The sequence below is a fragment of the Stenotrophomonas sp. STEN018 genome, from assembly GCF_056760235.1.
The window spans coordinates 1-16731 of the sequence record NZ_JBRREK010000014.1 but is presented as its reverse complement, the minus strand read 5'-3'; the positions used below and the strand labels follow the sequence as shown (position 1 = coordinate 16731).

Sequence of the window (16731 nt, the reverse complement as noted above, 5' to 3'; positions counted from 1 at the left end):
GACGTGCTCACCGCGCCTTGCGCGCGGTGCAGCTAGACTCTGCAGCGCTCTCCATCCTGCCGCTTTGGACTCGTGCATGATCAAGCCCGCCCTGCCTGCCAATGAAACCGAACGTATTGCCGCGCTGCAGCGCTACCGCGTGCTGGATACCGCACGCGAGCAGGAGTTCGATGATCTGGTGACCATCGCCCGCACCATCTGCGGCACGCCGATGGGGGCGGTGACCTTGATTGATCGCGACCGCCAATGGTTCAAATCGCTGCAGGGGCTGGATGGCGAGCAGACCCCGCGCGACGAGGCGTTCTGCGCCCACACCATCCTCAAGCCGCAGGAGCTGACGGTGGTAGCCGACGCCCGCCAGGATCAGCGTTTCAGTGGCAACCCGTCGGTGTTGGGCGACCCGCACATCCGCTTCTATGCCGGTGCGCCGCTGCTCAGCAGCGACGGCTATGCGCTGGGTTCGCTGTGCGTGTTCGACTCGGTGCCGGCGCAGTTGGGTACGCCGCAGGCCGAAGCGCTGCGCGCGCTGTCGCGGCAGGTCAGCCGGATGATGGAGATGCGCCTGCTGCGGATTGAAATCGACCATCACCAGGCTGAGCACGATTGGTACGAGGCGCATCTGCTCGAGTACTACCAGCAATTGGAGCAGCTCAATCTTGAGCTGTCCGAACAGACCCGTACCGATCCGCTGACCGGCTTGCCCAATCGTCGCGCCCTGTCTGCCGCGCTTTCGGAAGCGATCGGGCGTGCTGGTGAGGTGCCGCCAGCAGTGGCCATCGTCGATATCGACCACTTCAAGCTGGTCAATGACATCCATGGCCACAACGAAGGTGATCGGGTTCTTACCGAGCTGTCCAGCGTGCTGAAGTCGCAGTTCGCGGGTCGCGGCATGGCTGCGCGCTATGGCGGCGAGGAGTTCGTGATCCTGATGCCGGACACGCCGCTGCAACAGGCCGAGCTGCAATGCGAATACCTGCGCGAATCGGTGGGACTGCTGCCGATCGGCCTGCCGATTTCGGTCAGCATCGGTTTGGCCGTGCATCGCGCCGGCGAAGCCCCGGGCGAAACCCTGCGGCGTGCCGACGCCGCGCTCTATCAGGCCAAGGCCGAGGGGCGCGACCGCGTGGTGGTAGCAAGCTGAGTCGGGCTATACCAACAACAGCCGATCAGGCCGAACCGGCGCTTGCCGCCGCCGGCCGCAGGCGGTTGAGCAGTGGATGCAGGAACACACCACCGAGAATGATCGCCACGCCCAGATAGAACTGCGGCGTCAGCTCATGCTGCTCGCCGAGGAACAGCATCGCCAGCACGATCGCGTAGACCGGTTCCAGATTGGTTACCAACTGCGTGGTGTAGGCGCTCAAATGCCTTAGTGCGACCAGTGCCAAGGCAAACGGCAGCAGCGTGCACAGGCCGGACAGGGCAAGCAGCAACAAGCCATCGTGCAGGTTGGGCAGCACCCACAGATCGCTGGCCAAGGCGGGCAGCAGGAACGGCAGTACCGGAGCCAACAGGGTCAGGGTCAAGGTGCCCGCGCCCAATTCCACAGCAGTGACGGTCAGCGGATCGGCATGGCCGACCATGCGCTTGTTGAGCGAGCCGAACAGGGCAACCAGCAACGCGGATGCAGCACCTACCGCCACGCCCAGGCGCATGCCATCAGGCACGCCGCCAACCACCAGCGCGACACCTGGCAGCACCACCACGCCCAGCGCCAACTCGCGCATCTGGAACGGACGCCGCGCGATCCACGGTTCGATGATGGCGGTGAACACCGGCGCCAGTGCGATGCAGGTCGCGGCAACCGAGGCATTGGCCAGCTTCACCGCGCCATAGAACGTTAGCCAGTGCAGCGCCACCAGTGCACCTATACCGGCATAGCCCAGCACCAGCCGCAGGTTCAAGCCCGACAGGCCGCGCCACACCCGTGGCAGCAGTGCCAGCATCGCCACCACCAGCAACATGCGCCACCACACCAGCGGCAGCGCGGGCAGAGTGATCAATTTGCCAAGAATGGCGGTGATGCCCCATAGCAGAACACAGAAATGGATCTGCAACAGGGCTTTGCGGGTATCGTCGGTAGGCATCGGCCTATTGTCGCCGATGCGGATCGGCGGCGCCGTGCTGCCGGCTTCAGTTTGTATCGACCAAGCGCTGCAGTTCGCGCGCTGCCGATGGGTTGCGGTGCTTGGCGGCGCTGATGAAGTAGAGGAAGACCTCGCGCGGTGCGGCGGCCGCAACCGGCGCGGCCAGATGTGGCAGTTCGGCCACATCTTCGCCCTTGCGCCAGCGACGGACCCGTTCGGCCCATTGTCCAAGCTCACTGGCGGGGTAGCCGGTAGCGTGCTCGTCGCGGCTGCCCATCAGGCGTGCGTAGACGAAGTCGCCGGAGAGGTCGGCGGCGTTGGGATAGGCCGTCGAGTCGGTATAGACCAGAGCGATACCGTGCTGGCGGATCAGCGCCACCAAATCTGCGTCGAAGCAGCCTGGATCACGTACTTCCAGTGCATGGCGCTGGCGGCGGCCGTTGACCTGCTGCGGCAGCAATTGCAGGAAGGCGGCAAGATCGTCGCGGTCCAAGCTGCGCCCGGCTTCGAACTGCCACAGCAGCGGCCCGAGGCGATCACCGAGATGGCTGATGCCGTCGATGAAGTCTTCGATCTGCCCGCCGGTAGCTGCAAGTTTGCGTGCAGTGACAATGCGCTTGGGCGCCTTGGCCGAGAACACGAAGCCCTCCGGCGTGGCATCGCGCCAAGCGGCGTAGATGTGTGGCTTCTGTGCGCCGTAGTAGGTGCCGTTGATCTCGATGCTGGTCAACTGCTGGCTGGCGAATTCCAGCTCACGCCGCTGCACCAGCCCGACTGGATAAAAGGTGCCGCCGCGCCACGGCACATAGGTCCAGCCACCAATACCGATGTGCACACCGGGTGTATGCGGCGCGCTCGCAAACAGATCGTTCAAAGCCAAACCCCGATGTTTTGTGGGAGCGGCGTAAGCCGCGAAGCCGACAATGTAACCGCACAAGGTAGTGCCGAGCCATGCTCGGCAAGAGGGCGGTGTAGTTGGGGCGCCCCCCCCCCCCCCGCCACCGACCCCCCCCCACCCCCCCCCACACCCCACCCACCCACCCCCCCACACGCGGCGGCGGGGCCGCGGCCCCTACGCGCTGGGGGCCCACGGGTCATAGCTGCCAAACCACCACAGATGGCCCTCCGGATCGCGGCAGGCATAGCCGCGGCCGCCGTAAGCCTGGTCGGCGATATCCATGATGATCTCCGCGCCAGCGGCCTTGGCCTGCGCGTAATGCGCGTCGGCATCGCTGACGATGACGCAGGCGCTCTGCGTCTCCATGCCGCCCACTTCATCGGGCTGGATCATATTGCTGCCCCATTCGCCTGGCTGCACCGAGCCGAGCATGATCATGCCGTTGCCGAACACCAGCTGTGCGTGATGAACCACGTTACCGTCCTGGTACACGGCGTGACGCTGGAAGCCAAAGGCCGTGCACAACCACTCGATGGCGGCCGGTGCATCGCGGTAGCGCAGGCAGGGGATGATGGTAGCGGTGGTGCGGGCGGCGAGGTCCATGGTGGCTTGTGGGCAGCTGCGGAAAGGCGAGGGTGGGCGCGCTCGCGTTACCATCGCGAGAAGGCCGGCGCCGAGCTGGCATCGATCCACACAGGAGCGCACTTTGAATAGTTGGTTGGGTGGCGGGCTGGTGCTCGCGATGGGCGTGGTGGCACCGATGGCCTCCGCACAGGAGGCAGTGCCGACGGAACTGCAGCAGCTGGACGCCACGGTGGAGCGCGTACGCCAGCTGTTCGATGTGCCAGGCGTGGCCGTGGCCGTGGTCAAGGACGGCAAGGTGATTCTGGAACGTGGCTGGGGCCTGCGCGAGCTGGGCAAGCCCGAGCCGGTGCAGGCCGATACCTTGTTCGCCATCGCCTCCAACACCAAGGCCTTCACCGCCACCTCGCTGAACCTGCTGGCCGAGGACGGCAAGCTGAAGATGGACGACCGCGTAGTCGATCACCTGCCGTCGTTCCGCATGTCCGATCCCTATGTCACCGGCGAAATGCGCATCCGTGACCTGCTTTCGCACCGTAGCGGCTTGAGTCTGGGCGCTGGCGACCTGCTGTTCTGGCCGACCACCCGTTACAGCAATGCCGAGGTGGTGGCGCGGCTGGCGCAGGTGCCGCTGAAGAACGGCTTCCGTGACCGCTATGCCTACGACAACATCCTGTATGCGGTTGCCCAGCAGGTGATCGAGAAGGTGTCCGGGCAGTCGTTCGCCGACTTCCTGCAGCAGCGTATCTTCAACAAAGTTGGCATGAGCGAGACCCGCTACAACGCCGACCACCTGCAGCCCGGTGACAAGGCCGCCGTTGGCCATGCCAAGTTCGACTTCAAGGACCTGCGCCCGGTGCCGCCGCTGACCTGGTCCAACAACGCTGGTGCCGGTGGCATCTATTCCAGCGTGCATGACCTGGCCAAGTGGATGAACGTGCAGCTGGCCGAAGGCAAGCTCGCCGATGGCACGCCGCTGTTCACCGAGAAGACCCAGCAGCAGATGTGGCAGATGCAGATCCCGCAGGTGGTGCCCAAGCCATCGGTGCCGGAGTTGGCGCCGGCACGGCCGAACTTCGCCGGTTACGGCGAGGGCTGGAGCCTGAGTGACTACCGCGGCCAGAAACTGGTCTGGCATACAGGCGGCTGGCCGGGCCAGGTGTCGCGTCTGACCTTGGTGCCGGAGCAGAACCTCGGCGTGGTGGTGCTGACCAATCAGGAATCCGGTGCCGCCTTCAATGCGATCACCATGAGTGTGCTCGATGCCATGCTCGGCGCGCAGGGCAATGACTGGGTGGCTGCGTATGCCGCCGGTGTCGCCAAGGCGCAGGGCAACGCCGACGAGGGCTGGGACAAGCATGTGGCTGCACGTGATGCCAAGAGCAAGTCTTCATTGCCGCTGTCCGGCTATGCGGGCGCCTATCGCGATGCATGGTACGGCGATGTGTTCGTCGAGCAGCAGGGCAGCAAGCTACGCCTGCGCTTCGGTGCGACGGCGGATCTGGTCGGCACCATGGAGCACTGGCAGCACGACACCTTCATCGTGCGTTGGGACAACCGCTCGCTCAACGCTGATGCCTTCGTCAACTTCAGCCTGGATCCGGATGGCAAGGTGCGTGAGGTAAGGATGCAGGCAGTGTCGTCATTGACCGATTTCAGCTTCGACTTCCAGGATCTGCTGCTGAAGCCAAAGGCGGAGTGACGCATTTGTAGGAGCGGCGTAAGCCGCGAAGCAGATGAATTGTCAGATCGCTGCTGATCAGGGGTGTGGAAGCGGTATCGGCTTCGCGGCTGACGCCGCTCCCACAACCAGACAGTTCCTCATCGTCTAGACAGACACAACACAGGCCGCGATGGGACAATCGCGGCCTGTTCTGGTTTTACAGGCCGTGGCGATGCTGCGCTGGTTCGAATCCCTGATTCCCGTCTTCCCGCCGGTGGATACCCGCACGCCGCCGCGTGGCGTGGTGCGCTTCTACCTGCATTACCTGCGCCCGGTCTGGCCGGTGCTGCTGGCCACGCTGATCGCCGGCCTGCTGCTGGCGCTGGTTGAAGTGGCAATGTTCGATTTCCTCGGCCGCATCGTCGACATGCTTGCCGAGGGTTCTGGCAATGGCTTCTTCCAGCGCCACGCCAGTGAACTGCTGTGGATGGCCGGTATCACCCTGCTGGCGCGGCCGCTGCTGGTCGCGCTGCACAATCTGCTGGTCAACCAGTCCATCGTTCCGGGCTTGAGCAACCGTTCGCGTTGGCTGATGCACAACCATGTGGTGCGGCAGAGCCTGAGTTTCTTCCAGAATGATTTTGCTGGCAGCGTCGCCAACCGGGTGATGCAGACCGGCACCTCGCTGCGCGAATCCGCTGTGCAGATGGTGGATTCGCTGTGGTACATCGTGGTCTATACCGGCACCGCGCTCTACCTGTTCGCACAGGCGGATTGGCGTTTGATGCTGCCACTGGCGATCTGGCTGGTGGCCTATATCGGCATCGGCGTGTACTTCGTGCCGCGGATGAAGCACCGCGCCTGGATCGCATCCGATGCACGTTCGCGGGCGATGGGCCGCATCGTCGACGGCTATACCAATATCGCCACGCTCAAGCTGTTCGCGCACAGCGGCCATGAGCAGCGCTATGTCGCCGAGGCCATCCAGGAGCTTGCAGAAAAGCACCGCGCGCAGACACGGATCACCACCGGCCTGGAGATGGTGATCGCAGTCCTCAATGGCTTCCTGATCGTCGGTACCTGTGCGCTGGCCTTGTGGCTGTGGCAGGACAGCCTGATCAGCGTCGGCGCGATCACCTTGGCGACCGGTTTGGTGATCCGCATCCACAATATGTCCGGCTGGATCATGTGGACCATCAACGGCATCTTCGAGGATATCGGCACGGTGCAGGACGGCATGGAAACCATCGCCCAGCCCTTGACCGTACAGGATGCGGCCGATGCCAAGCCACTGCTTGTCACTGCCGGCGCGGTGGATTTCCAGAACGTGCACTTCCATTACGGCAAGCGCGGCGGGGTGATGGCTGGTTTGAACCTGGCGGTAAAGCCGGGGGAGAAGATCGGTCTGGTCGGGCCCTCGGGCGCCGGCAAGTCCACCCTGGTCAACGTGCTGCTGCGGCTGTATGACCTGGAGAGCGGCAGGATCTTGGTTGATGGGCAGGACATCGCCCACGTCACCCAGGACAGCCTGCGCGCGAATATCGGCGTGGTTACCCAGGACACCTCGCTGCTGCATCGCTCGATCCGCGACAACCTGCTGTACGGCCGTCCGGATGCCAGTGAGGAGCAGTTGCGCGCCGCCGTGGCCAAGGCCCGTGCCGAAGGCTTCATCGATTCATTGGTGGACGGGCAGGGCCGGCAGGGCTATGACGCCCATGTTGGCGAGCGCGGAGTGAAGCTGTCCGGTGGACAGCGCCAGCGTATCGCCATCGCCCGCGTATTGCTGAAGGACGCGCCGATCCTGATCCTCGACGAGGCGACTTCGGCGTTGGATTCGGAAGTGGAAGCGGCGATCCAGGACAGTCTGGACGAGCTGATGGGCGACAAGACCGTCATTGCCATTGCCCATCGCCTGTCGACCATCGCACGCATGGATCGATTGGTGGTGATGGACCAGGGCCGGATCGTTGAGACCGGCACGCATGCCGAGCTGGTTGCAGCGGGCGGGCTGTATGCGCGGTTGTGGGCGCGGCAGACCGGTGGGTTTGTTGCAGCCGAAGGCTGAATTGGTGTGTGGTAGTGCCGAGCCATACTCGACAGAGGCCTTCCCGGTAATGCCCCTGCCGAGCATGGCTCGGCACTACAGGGCTAAATGCTAGCGCTGATACGCGCCAGCAGCAGACCGGCTACCAATGCCGCGATGGCGACAACTACCATCAACGCAAACAACCAGCCGCGGCGGCGCTGGCGCTGGGTCGCGCTGATCGCGGCGTTGAACATGGCTACACGCTGCTGTTCGCTGGCGGCGATGATGGCTTTGGCCTTGGCCGAGCCCTCATCGGCAGCAAGCCGCCCGGCCTTGATGTCGTCGGCGATCACTTCCAGTTGCTGCATCACTTCAAATTGCAGCTTCTGCAGTTCCAGCGTGGCGTTGTTGTGATTGGACAAGCAGGGATTCTCTCAACTGGGATCAGACAGACGGGGACTGTAGTGCCTGCCTGATCACCCGTGACAGGATCGCCGGGTCATCAGCGGCCAGATATTGGCCTAGCCGCAACAGGCCGATACCGAAGCCGCACATCAGCACGCCCGGTAACACTGCAGGCAGCAGCATCAGGTCGAACCTGCCCAACTGCGTGGCTGTCACCAGGCTCCACAATACGCAGAAGCCCAGCCAGAAGGATACAAAGAGAAAGACCAGTGCTGGCAGGGCAAACCTGCCCCGCAGTTCGCAGCCCTGCGCGGTGGCGTGCCACTCGCCGCGGAAATGCGGTTTGAACGAATTTCGCATCACGACCCGGTGATACAGATGCACATTCTGCTCGCCTACCGATCCGGCGACGCTGCCGGTGGCGGTCAGGTTGCCACGCGCGGTGGCAGCGCGCAGAGCCTGTACCGCCTGCTGGCGCGGCAGAGGGCTGGAGAACACAATATGCGTACGCGGAAACAACCAGGTCCAGAAAGACATGCGGTCCATCACTGTCGGGCAGGACAAGATAGCTGCAGACGTCAGGATTGCCTATTGCAGGCTGCTGCCCCGGTTGCGCAAGGCTTTCTTGATCAGCATGGTGATCTTCTTCTCGACGTCGGGCGTGAACTCGGTCAGCGCAAAGGCGGTGGCCCACATGGCGCCGTCATCCAGTGCCGCGGTGTCGTTGAAGCCCAACGTTGAGTAGCGCGAGCCGAACTTGCTTGCCCCTTGGAAGAACACAACCACTTTGCCATCACGTGCGTAGGCTGGCATGCCGTACCAGGTCTTGGGGCTGAGCGAGGGGGCGTCGGCGCTGACGATGGCATGCAGGCGCTGGGCCATCTGCTGTTCCGCGGCTGGCATCTCGGCGATCTTGGCCAGCAGTTCGGCTTCGCCATCGGCTTTCAGCTTGCCGGCCTTGGCTTCGGCCTTCAGCTCGCGCGCGCGTTCTTTCATCGCGGCCTGTTCTTCGGCGGTAAACCCGCTGGATTTGGAAGCGGCCATCGAAACTCCTGCAAAGGATGGGTGGGCAGGGCTTTTTAACCCAAGCGACGGGCGCAAATGTAAAGTGCGGGTGCAGATGGGCAGTCCGCCATGAGGCAGGCGGTATCGGCAGGCGAAGCGACTGCTTGCCAGTTGCTGGCAGCTCAGTCGGCTTGGCCGAGCTCGCGCTCAATGCGCCGGTCGGGGATCAGCCAGAGCAGGGCAGCGGCGGCGTATAGCAGCTGTGCAAGATGGGCGTTGACGAAGCTCAGGGCGACGCCGCTGATGTAGAGCAGCGGCGACAACTTGCCCTTCCAGTCACTGCCCAGCGCATGCCGCAGGCGCGAGTTTTCGCCGTCGGCAGCGACGATGCGTCGCTGCAGGATCCAGTAAGCGATGGCGGCGGCCAGCAGGATGCAGCCGTAGAGTGCGGTGGGCAGTGGCTGGTTGTTGAAGTCGTCCATCCAATGGGTGGCGAACGGCAGCAGCGACAGCCAGAACAGCAGGTGCAGGTTGGCCCACAACACACTGCCGGTGACCTTCTGGCAGGCCTGCAGCAGGTGATGGTGGTTGTTCCAGTAGATGCCGATGTAGACGAAGCTCAGCAGGTAACTGAGCAGGGTAGTCAGCAGCGGCCGTAGTGCGTCAAGCGAGGCGCCCTCCGGTGGTCGCATCTCCAACACCATGATGGTGATGATGATGGCCAGTACACCGTCACTGAAGGCTTCAAGTCGACCCTTGCCCATCGTCAGCTCCTGGCGGGATTCCGCCTTCAATTTGGCGGAAACCTAACATGCCGGAGCGTCGTGGCGGTGTGTTGGAGCGCGCGAAGTGGAGGGGACGCTAGGTGGCCGCCTCAGTGCGCCACCTGCAACACGATCTTGCCGATATGCTCGCCGCGTTCCATCCATGCATGTGCCTGCGCAGCATCGGCCAGGGGGAAGACCTTGTCGATCAAGGGTGGGCGGATCTTGCCTGACTCGATCAATGGCCACACCTGCTGCTGAAGCTGCTGGGCGATAGCGGCTTTCTCGGCGACGCTGCGCGGGCGCAGTGTCGAGCCGGTAATCGAGGCGCGTTTCTGCATCAGGGTGCGCAGCGGAAGTGTCACTTCCGAACCCTGCTGTATGCCGATCTGGACGATGCGCCCCTTTATGTTCAACAACTCCAGGTTCCTCGCAAAGTACTCGCCACCGATAATGTCCAGCACCACATCCACGCCGCCAATGTGCTGGATGTCACGGACCTCGCTGACGAAGTCCTGGGTGTTGTAGTTGATCGCATGGTCGGCGCCTAGACGCAGGCAGGCGCGGCACTTCTCATCGCTGCCTGCGGTGACGATGACGCGTGCGCCAAAGGCGTGCGTGAGTGCAATGGCGGTGGTGCCTATGCCACTGCTGCCGCCATGGATGAGGATGCTTTCGTCCGCTGCCAAGTTGCCAGGCATGAACAGGTTGGACCAGACGGTGAAGAAGGTTTCCGGTAGTGCGCAGGCTTCCAGCATGGACAGGCGCGCAGGAATGGGCAGGCATTGCAGCGCCGGTGCGGTCACATACTCGGCGTAGCCACCGCCAGTCAGCAGCGCACAGACGCGCTCGCCCACGCGCGGCGACTGCACATCGGCAGCGGTGTCGACCACGGTTCCTGCAACCTCCAATCCCAGAATATCGGAGGCACCTGCGGGTTGTGGATACAGGCCGCGTCGCTGCAACAGATCGGGGCGATTGATGCCGGCGGCGGCCACGCGTATCAGGACTTCACCGCTACGCGGTTCTGGCGTGGTGCCGGTTGCAAGCTGCAGCGTGCTGGCATCGCCTGCAGCCGAAACCTGGATCTGTTGCATCTTCTTTGGGATGGTCATTTTTAGAGATTTGGCGCGGCCGCTGCGTATTGGAACGCATCGACAATAGCTCTCAGCGTCAGCTACAAGCGCACATCCACATATGATTTTTCTGCCATGCATTGTTATGTACGGTGCAGCTGGCAGCTGGCAGCTGGCAGCTGGCAGCTGAGCTGCTGAATGCTAGGCGTCCGTTCTTGGGATCGGCATATGCCGGCAAACAGATACATCACTGGACTGCACAGGTACGCTTGGCTCAAGCAATGCCAGCTTCGCGGCTTACACCGCTCCTACAAACGCAAGCGCTGCGCGCGGGTGGCGTGTGATGCAAGGGGCGCAAAAAAAGCCCGGGCATTGCCCGGGCTTTTCAGTAGACAAACCAACCGGTCTTACTCGATCGGCTGTTCCAGCATCAGCTGGCGTGCGAAACGCACCGGCGGCGCGCCGTAGGACAGGATCTGGTCGTGGTAGGCCTTCAGGTTGAAGTTTGCACCCTGCTTTTCCTGCACTGCCTTGCGGGTGTCGAAGTGCTCCTGCGCACCGACGAAGTAGGTCGGCAGCTGCGCGGAGGTGAGCTGTGCGCGCACCCACTTGCCGGAGGCTTCGCTTTCCTGCTGGAAGGCGTCGTGGGTCATCAGCTGCATGGCCTGCTCGCGGCTCCAGTTGTCCACGTGCACACCCTGGTCGAGGATGGCATTGGCAATGGTGCGCAGGTAGAACTTCAGCTGCACCAGGTGGAACAGCGGGTCGTTATCCAGGTAGCCCTGCTCCTGCATCATGCGCTCGGTGTACACCGCCCAGCCTTCGGCAAACAGGCCTGAGCGCAATACCGCACGCAGCGTCGACGGGAACTTGCCCGAATGCCAGCCTTCCAGGTAATGGCCCGGGGTGCCTTCGTGGATGGACAGCAGGTGGATCATGCGGCTGTTGTATTCGCGCAGGAAGGAATCCACCTGCTTGTCGTTCCAGTCGTCCGGAATCGGCGAGACCGCGTAGAAGGTCTTCAGGTTCTTGTCCAACGGGCCCGGCGAGTCGCAATAGGCCACGGCCACGCCACGCTGGAATTCCGGCATCAGGATGATGTCGACCGGCGCGTCGGGCAGGGTCATCAGGTCATGCTTGCGCACGAACTCGGTGGACTGGTCCAGCGCGGCCTTGGCATCGTCAACGACCTTGTCGCGGGCCGGCTTGTCGGCATAGGCCAGTTCCAGCGCGGCTTCGATCGCCTTCTGCTGCTGGTCATCGGTCGGGTTGGCCGGCATTTCCGGTGCGCCCGGCTTGTCCTTCAACACCACCTGGGCGATGCCGTACATGTCCTTGCGCACGCGGGTCAGTTCAGCGCGGGCACGCTCGCCGATCTCGGCACGCGACAGCGAGGAGTTCAGCGAGAACTTCAGCTTCTGGTCGTACTTCTCCGCGCCGATGCGGAACTCACCCTTGGCATTCGGCACCAGGGTCTTGTCCAGCCAGGTCTGCTGTTCTTCGACGGCGGTGGTCAGCGTGGCGATGGTGGTCTTCAGGCGTTCCTGGTCGGCGGCTTCAAGCTGGCCGATGTTGGGCACGATGAAGGTTTCAACCAGGCTGAGGATGCCGCGGTTCTGCTTGGCCACGGTCTCGGCGTGGATCTTCGGCACGCGTGCCGGGTCCAGGTTGGTACGCGCGGCGGCGAAGATCTGCGGGATCAGTTCGATACGTGCGGTGGCCGACTTCAGGCGCTCCGGCAGCGGTGCGAACTCGCGCGCCATCAGGCCGTAGATGGCGCTGCCAGCCAGGCCGTTATAAACCTGCGGGTCCCACTTCCACGACTGCATGGTTTCGTTGGACCAGATGTCCGACTGCAGCTGGTTGCGCAGGATCGCGGCATCCACCTGGTTTTCGCGGCCGAGCTTGCTGACGTCGAGCTTGTCCAGCTCGGCAAGCAGGGCCTTGCTGGCGTCCAGGCTCTTCTGCTGGCCGGCGGCGCTGAGGTCGTCGAGCTGGCTATCGTAGCGGTGATCACCGATCTGGGTGGCGCTGACCGGGGACAGCTGCATCCAGGTATCCAGCGCCTTCTTCGACAGCTCGGCGAACTGTGCATCGGCCTGGGCCTGTCCAGCCTGCTCGGTGGTGGTGGACGGAGCGGTCGGGGCGTCGCCACTCTGGCAGCCGGCAAGGCTGGCGAGCAGGGCGGCGGCGAGCAGGTGCTTGCGCATCGGTGATCCTGTTACTGAGGGAATCCCCGAGCATAGGCGGACTGGGCCTGCGCCGCACATGCCGTTGGTTGGTGGCGGCTTGCCGAGATAGGCGATTGGGTGCGGATGGACACCGCAGCGCACCTGCGAGTGCGGTCTGCCGGGCGAATCAGCTCCCGGGAGTGCTGCGCTTACACGGGCTACCTGGCTCTGCACAAATTTTTAGCCTTCGTATTCAGCTATATCGCTATGCTGCCGCCACGAAACCACCTGGAACATGGAAGCATGAAGCAATTGCACGGAAGGACCTTGGCGTTGGCATTGGGCGCGCTACTTGCGCTGGGTGGTTGCGCCAAGCATGAGATGTCGGCCGATAGCGCGGCCAGTGCCGCCGATGCGGTGCAATCCCCGGAAGGCGCGTTCCTGGCCTACGAGCACACGGTACAGCTGCAGTTGCCGGGCAAGGACATTGGCCCCAGGGTGAAGGCTGTATCCGAGGCCTGCCAGAGCGCGAAGCTCGGCGATTGTGCGGTGCTCAACGTGTCCCAGCAGGGCGGTGATACGCCCCGCGGTTCGATCAAGGTGCGGGTCGCCCCCAAGGGCGTGGAGCCGCTGATCGCGCTGGCCAGCGACAAGGGCGAAGTGACCACCCGCAACACCGAGGCCGAGGATCTGGCCCAGCAGGTTGCCGATACCCAGTTGATGCAGGACCGTTTGAAGGCCGAGCACGAGCGCCTGATCGAGTATCAACAGCGCCGTGATCTGGCCGTGGCCGACCTGTTGACCATCTCGCAGCGTCTTTCGGAAATTGAAGCCGGGCTGCAGCAGGCCAATCGTGATTCGGCACAGCAGCACCGCCGCATCGATACGCAGCTGGTGACCATCAATATCGAATCGACCAACAGTCAGCGCAACCGCAGCGAGATTGGTCGGGCGTTCGGCGATTTCGGCGAGATCTTCACCACCAGCGTGGCCTATGTGATCCGCATTGCCGCAGGCCTGCTGCCGTTGATTCTGGTTGGTGGCTTCATGGCGTGGCTGCTGCGGCTGTGGTGGCGCCGTCGCAAGAAGAAGTAATCATTGGTTTTGTGGGGGGGGGGGGGGGGGGGGGGGGGGGGGGGGGGGGGGGGGGGGGGGGGGGCGGGGGGGGGGGGGGGGCGGCGCCCCGCCCCCCCGCCCCCCCCCCCCCCCCCCCCCCCCCCCCCCCCCCCCCCCCCCGCCCCCGCCGCCGCCGCGGCCCCCCCCCCCCCCCCCCCCGCCCCCCCCCCCCCCGCCGCGCCCCGCCCCCCCCCCCCCCCCCCCCCCCCCCCCCCCCCCCCCCCCCCGCTCCCACATTCCACATCCCACATCAAGCATCAGCCGTGCAGATGAAGCTCCGGAATGCGCTTTTCATGCGCGGCAAACAGTTCCTGGAACTCCTCCTCGTTGAACTCATCGGGCAGATAGACCGCCACCTGGCTGCTGACGCCATTGGCATCCACCCGCTCGCGCGGCCCAGCCCGCAAAGACACTTCGCGATCCTTGAAAGTGGTGACCCATGGGGTCTCATCCCACTGCGTCACTTCCGCGTTGTCTGCATCCCAGATCACAACAATCGTAAACATGGCGTCTCAACTTTTCAGGGCGCGGTGTTCGCTGGTGATGGTCGCACCTTCGCCCATCACTTTTGTGACCGGTGTGCGGGTGGCGACATCAAGTAATCGCTCCCATTGTTCGCCAGTCAACGCGCCGGTAGCGGAAAGAATGCGGTGCACCTGCAGCTTACCGGCTTCATCGCGGCTGGATGTGAGATCGGCGTTGAACTCACCCAGCTGCCAACCTTTTTTCTCTGCATACATGCGCAAGGTAATGGCGGTGCAGGCTGCCAGCGATGCCAGATACAGATCGAATGGCGCCATGCCCGCGTCCTGCCCGCCCAACCGGGCCGGCTCATCAGCAACCAGACTGTGGACGCCGTTGCTGATGTGATGGGCGTAGTTGCTTGCCGTTGATTCAATGGTGACGTGGGCCATGGCAGCCTCCTTCGGAACGAATCACCAAACTACTGCGATACAGGCAGCTCCGGTAGTCACCAATTATTGCCTGCATCGTCCCATCGGCTGAACGATGCCGTTGTTCACATCGTCACGATGGCCGCGGCGCCCGCATGGTGGGCTGTTGCAGCCTCCTCAAGCAGGCAATTGACCGCAGTCTTCAGCATCTTCGGTGCGATGAAATGGCGATGCATCGGGTCCACCGCTGCCATGTACAGATGCCCGAAGGTATTGCGGCAATGCACGCGGGTGGAAAGGCTGAAGGTGATCAGCTCGCCATCGCGCTGCACGGCGACGCTGGAACGGAATTGCAGATGGCGATCATCGGCGCCGAGCAGCACCTGTGCCGAGTTGGCTCTGATGGAAGTGGCCAGCACCGGGAAGCGTTGGGCAAAGCGTTGTGCTGGCGCATCGCTCAGTAGCGACGACACCGGGCAACCCAATGAAGAGGTGCGCAGTCGCAACGGCCGCGCCAATAGATTCCGTAGCCGCATCAGGCCGCTGACGCTGCCGGCGGGTTGTTGGATGAAGGCGGCGAGCAGCGCTGCCAGTAGTTGTTCCGGATTGCTACCGACCAGCCAGCGTTGGTCGATCTGAACTTCTACGTGATCCTGATGGTGGTAACTCGCCAGTTGCTTGGCCAACAGTGAGTTCGGCGGCAGTTGATGCGTGCTTTGCGCTCGCAGGGTGGGGAGCTTGTGCGATGTAGTGCCGCTGCGCGGGCGGCGTTGCACCAGCAGTTGGCGCAACTGCCCGGCATGACGACGCAAAAACGCACAGGCCCAAGCTTGCCGAGGCAGTGGATCGAAGCTGAGTACGCTGGTCCACACCTGCGTCTGTTGTGTGTGCTGCTGCAGTGCTGCCGGCATCAGTTCAGTGAGACTGGCGAGGTCGGCTTCGCCGCGCATTACCTGTGCCTGCAGTGTGGGATCCAGCGCGCCTGCGGTTTCATCAGGGTGGCAGGAAACCGCGAACAGGGCCGGATGCCTGCCATTGCCGCGTAGCGGCTCAAACTGGTGCCAGGTGTTGGCGGCCATGCGCACGGTGAACAGGCAATCGGCGGGAATTTCGACGTGGCGCAGGGCGCGCTGGATATCCATCGACGTATCGCAGGCCGAACCGGCGGCGATGAATCGCAGGCGCGCGCCGCCGCTGCCGCTGATCGCGGTGAACACACGCGGTGCAGCATGACGGTGGAAGGGGTGACCATTGCGACCCACCGAGAACGTGTAGAGCGCGGCGTTGTCGCCGGCCGCCAGGTTGGGTGCTGAAAGCCGCGCCGAAGGCTCGTCCAGCGCATCGTTGAAATGCGCATGCTGGGCCTGCCGTGCACCTGCCGCTGTTGCAACCGCATCGCCGGCGCCCACATCCAGCTGGGTCAGTAGTGTGACTTCCGCAGCGCGGCTGCCATCACTGGCATTGACCGAGACATGCGGAAAGCTGCTTTCGTTGGGAGTGCGACTGCGTTCCATGCGATGCCTCGTGGTAGTCAGCTGACGGGTTTTGCCTTGGTCTTGGCATTGCGACGCGATTCGCGCTGCAGCGGCCCGGCGGTTGGGCAGAGCTTGAAGGCGAAGCTGCTCAAAGTGTTGACCATGTTGTCGGGGGTAAGCCGGTAGAAAACGAACTGGCCGCGACGCTCGCTGGTGACCAGCCCGGCGGCGGAGAGAACCGAGAGGTGGCGCGAGATGGCCGGTGCGCTCATCTCGAAACGCTGGCCAATCTCGCCTGCGGTGAGTTCCTGCGCCGACAGATAGGCCAGGATCTCCCGGCGCGGGCGAGAGGCAAGGGCTTCGAAGATCTGATCGGCAGGCATGGATAATCAATTAACTAATTCGTTAATTAATTAAGCGCCTGATTGCCCGGGCATGTCAAGCGGTGTACCTGTAGTGGGGGGGGGGGGGGGGGGGGGGGGGGGGGGGGGGGGGGGGGGGGGGCGGGGCGGCGGGGGGGGGGGGGGGGGGCGGGGGGGGGGGGCGGGGGGGGGGCGGGGGGGCGGGGGG

General features: G+C 63.8%; 17 protein-coding genes. 4 read left to right on the top strand and 13 right to left on the bottom strand.

What is annotated here, in order from left to right:
• The first annotated feature begins 76 nt into the window (after window positions 1–76).
• Complete coding sequence (locus ACVOMB_RS07575; RefSeq protein WP_481530600.1) at window positions 77–1141, top strand: GGDEF domain-containing protein; 1065 nt, start codon at window positions 77–79, stop codon at window positions 1139–1141.
• A 25-nt stretch (window positions 1142–1166) separates the two neighbouring features.
• Here the strand turns inward: ACVOMB_RS07575 and ACVOMB_RS07570 are convergent, their stop codons facing one another.
• From ACVOMB_RS07570 to ACVOMB_RS07560, 3 genes are all read right to left on the bottom strand, one after another.
• Window positions 1167–2087, bottom strand: coding sequence for a DMT family transporter (locus ACVOMB_RS07570; RefSeq protein ID WP_481530599.1), 921 nt, complete (start codon window positions 2085–2087; stop codon window positions 1167–1169).
• 46 nt (window positions 2088–2133) lie between these two features.
• Window positions 2134–2961: a DUF72 domain-containing protein gene (locus ACVOMB_RS07565; RefSeq protein WP_481530598.1), complete on the bottom strand. Its 828-nt coding sequence runs from the start codon at window positions 2959–2961 to the stop codon at window positions 2134–2136.
• Between the two features lie 198 nt (window positions 2962–3159).
• A complete protein-coding gene (locus ACVOMB_RS07560) occupies window positions 3160–3588 on the bottom strand; it encodes a VOC family protein (protein WP_481530597.1) in 429 nt (142 codons plus the stop codon).
• 103 nt (window positions 3589–3691) lie between these two features.
• Between ACVOMB_RS07560 and ACVOMB_RS07555 the strand changes: the two genes are divergently transcribed.
• Both ACVOMB_RS07555 and ACVOMB_RS07550 read left to right on the top strand, forming a co-directional pair.
• Window positions 3692–5269, top strand: coding sequence for a serine hydrolase (locus ACVOMB_RS07555; RefSeq protein WP_481530596.1), 1578 nt, complete (start codon window positions 3692–3694; stop codon window positions 5267–5269).
• Window positions 5270–5462: 193 nt separating this feature from the next.
• Window positions 5463–7295, top strand: coding sequence for an ABC transporter ATP-binding protein (locus ACVOMB_RS07550; RefSeq protein ID WP_481530595.1), 1833 nt, complete (start codon window positions 5463–5465; stop codon window positions 7293–7295).
• Between the two features lie 83 nt (window positions 7296–7378).
• Here the strand turns inward: ACVOMB_RS07550 and ACVOMB_RS07545 are convergent, their stop codons facing one another.
• The 6 genes from ACVOMB_RS07545 to ACVOMB_RS07520 form a co-directional block, all read right to left on the bottom strand.
• Window positions 7379–7678: a hypothetical protein gene (locus ACVOMB_RS07545; protein ID WP_481530594.1), complete on the bottom strand. Its 300-nt coding sequence runs from the start codon at window positions 7676–7678 to the stop codon at window positions 7379–7381.
• A gap of 22 nt (window positions 7679–7700) precedes the next feature.
• Window positions 7701–8198, bottom strand: coding sequence for a hypothetical protein (locus tag ACVOMB_RS07540; RefSeq protein WP_481530593.1), 498 nt, complete (start codon window positions 8196–8198; stop codon window positions 7701–7703).
• Window positions 8199–8249: 51 nt separating this feature from the next.
• The gene (locus tag ACVOMB_RS07535; protein ID WP_481530592.1) at window positions 8250–8705 is read right to left on the bottom strand and encodes an iron chaperone; all 456 of its coding nucleotides are present in this window, start codon (window positions 8703–8705) and stop codon (window positions 8250–8252) included.
• Between the two features lie 143 nt (window positions 8706–8848).
• Window positions 8849–9430 (bottom strand): TMEM175 family protein, encoded by a 582-nt coding sequence (locus tag ACVOMB_RS07530; protein WP_481530591.1) that lies wholly within the window; start codon window positions 9428–9430, stop codon window positions 8849–8851.
• A gap of 110 nt (window positions 9431–9540) precedes the next feature.
• The gene (locus ACVOMB_RS07525; protein ID WP_481530590.1) at window positions 9541–10545 is read right to left on the bottom strand and encodes an NAD(P)H-quinone oxidoreductase; all 1005 of its coding nucleotides are present in this window, start codon (window positions 10543–10545) and stop codon (window positions 9541–9543) included.
• 368 nt (window positions 10546–10913) lie between these two features.
• Window positions 10914–12716: a DUF885 domain-containing protein gene (locus ACVOMB_RS07520; protein WP_481530589.1), complete on the bottom strand. Its 1803-nt coding sequence runs from the start codon at window positions 12714–12716 to the stop codon at window positions 10914–10916.
• A gap of 264 nt (window positions 12717–12980) precedes the next feature.
• Here ACVOMB_RS07520 and ACVOMB_RS07515 point away from each other — a divergent pair, with 264 nt between their 5' ends.
• Complete coding sequence (locus tag ACVOMB_RS07515) at window positions 12981–13772, top strand: DUF4349 domain-containing protein (protein WP_481530588.1); 792 nt, start codon at window positions 12981–12983, stop codon at window positions 13770–13772.
• A gap of 278 nt (window positions 13773–14050) precedes the next feature.
• Here the strand turns inward: ACVOMB_RS07515 and ACVOMB_RS07510 are convergent, their stop codons facing one another.
• The 4 genes from ACVOMB_RS07510 to ACVOMB_RS07495 all read right to left on the bottom strand — a co-directional run bounded on the left by ACVOMB_RS07510 (window position 14051) and on the right by ACVOMB_RS07495 (window position 16544).
• Complete coding sequence (locus ACVOMB_RS07510; protein ID WP_481512674.1) at window positions 14051–14299, bottom strand: hypothetical protein; 249 nt, start codon at window positions 14297–14299, stop codon at window positions 14051–14053.
• A 6-nt stretch (window positions 14300–14305) separates the two neighbouring features.
• A complete protein-coding gene (locus ACVOMB_RS07505; RefSeq protein ID WP_481530587.1) occupies window positions 14306–14707 on the bottom strand; it encodes an OsmC family protein in 402 nt (133 codons plus the stop codon).
• 104 nt (window positions 14708–14811) lie between these two features.
• Complete coding sequence (locus tag ACVOMB_RS07500; RefSeq protein ID WP_481530586.1) at window positions 14812–16200, bottom strand: DUF2867 domain-containing protein; 1389 nt, start codon at window positions 16198–16200, stop codon at window positions 14812–14814.
• A 17-nt stretch (window positions 16201–16217) separates the two neighbouring features.
• Window positions 16218–16544: a metalloregulator ArsR/SmtB family transcription factor gene (locus tag ACVOMB_RS07495; protein ID WP_481530585.1), complete on the bottom strand. Its 327-nt coding sequence runs from the start codon at window positions 16542–16544 to the stop codon at window positions 16218–16220.
• Between the last annotated feature and the right edge of the window lie 187 nt (window positions 16545–16731).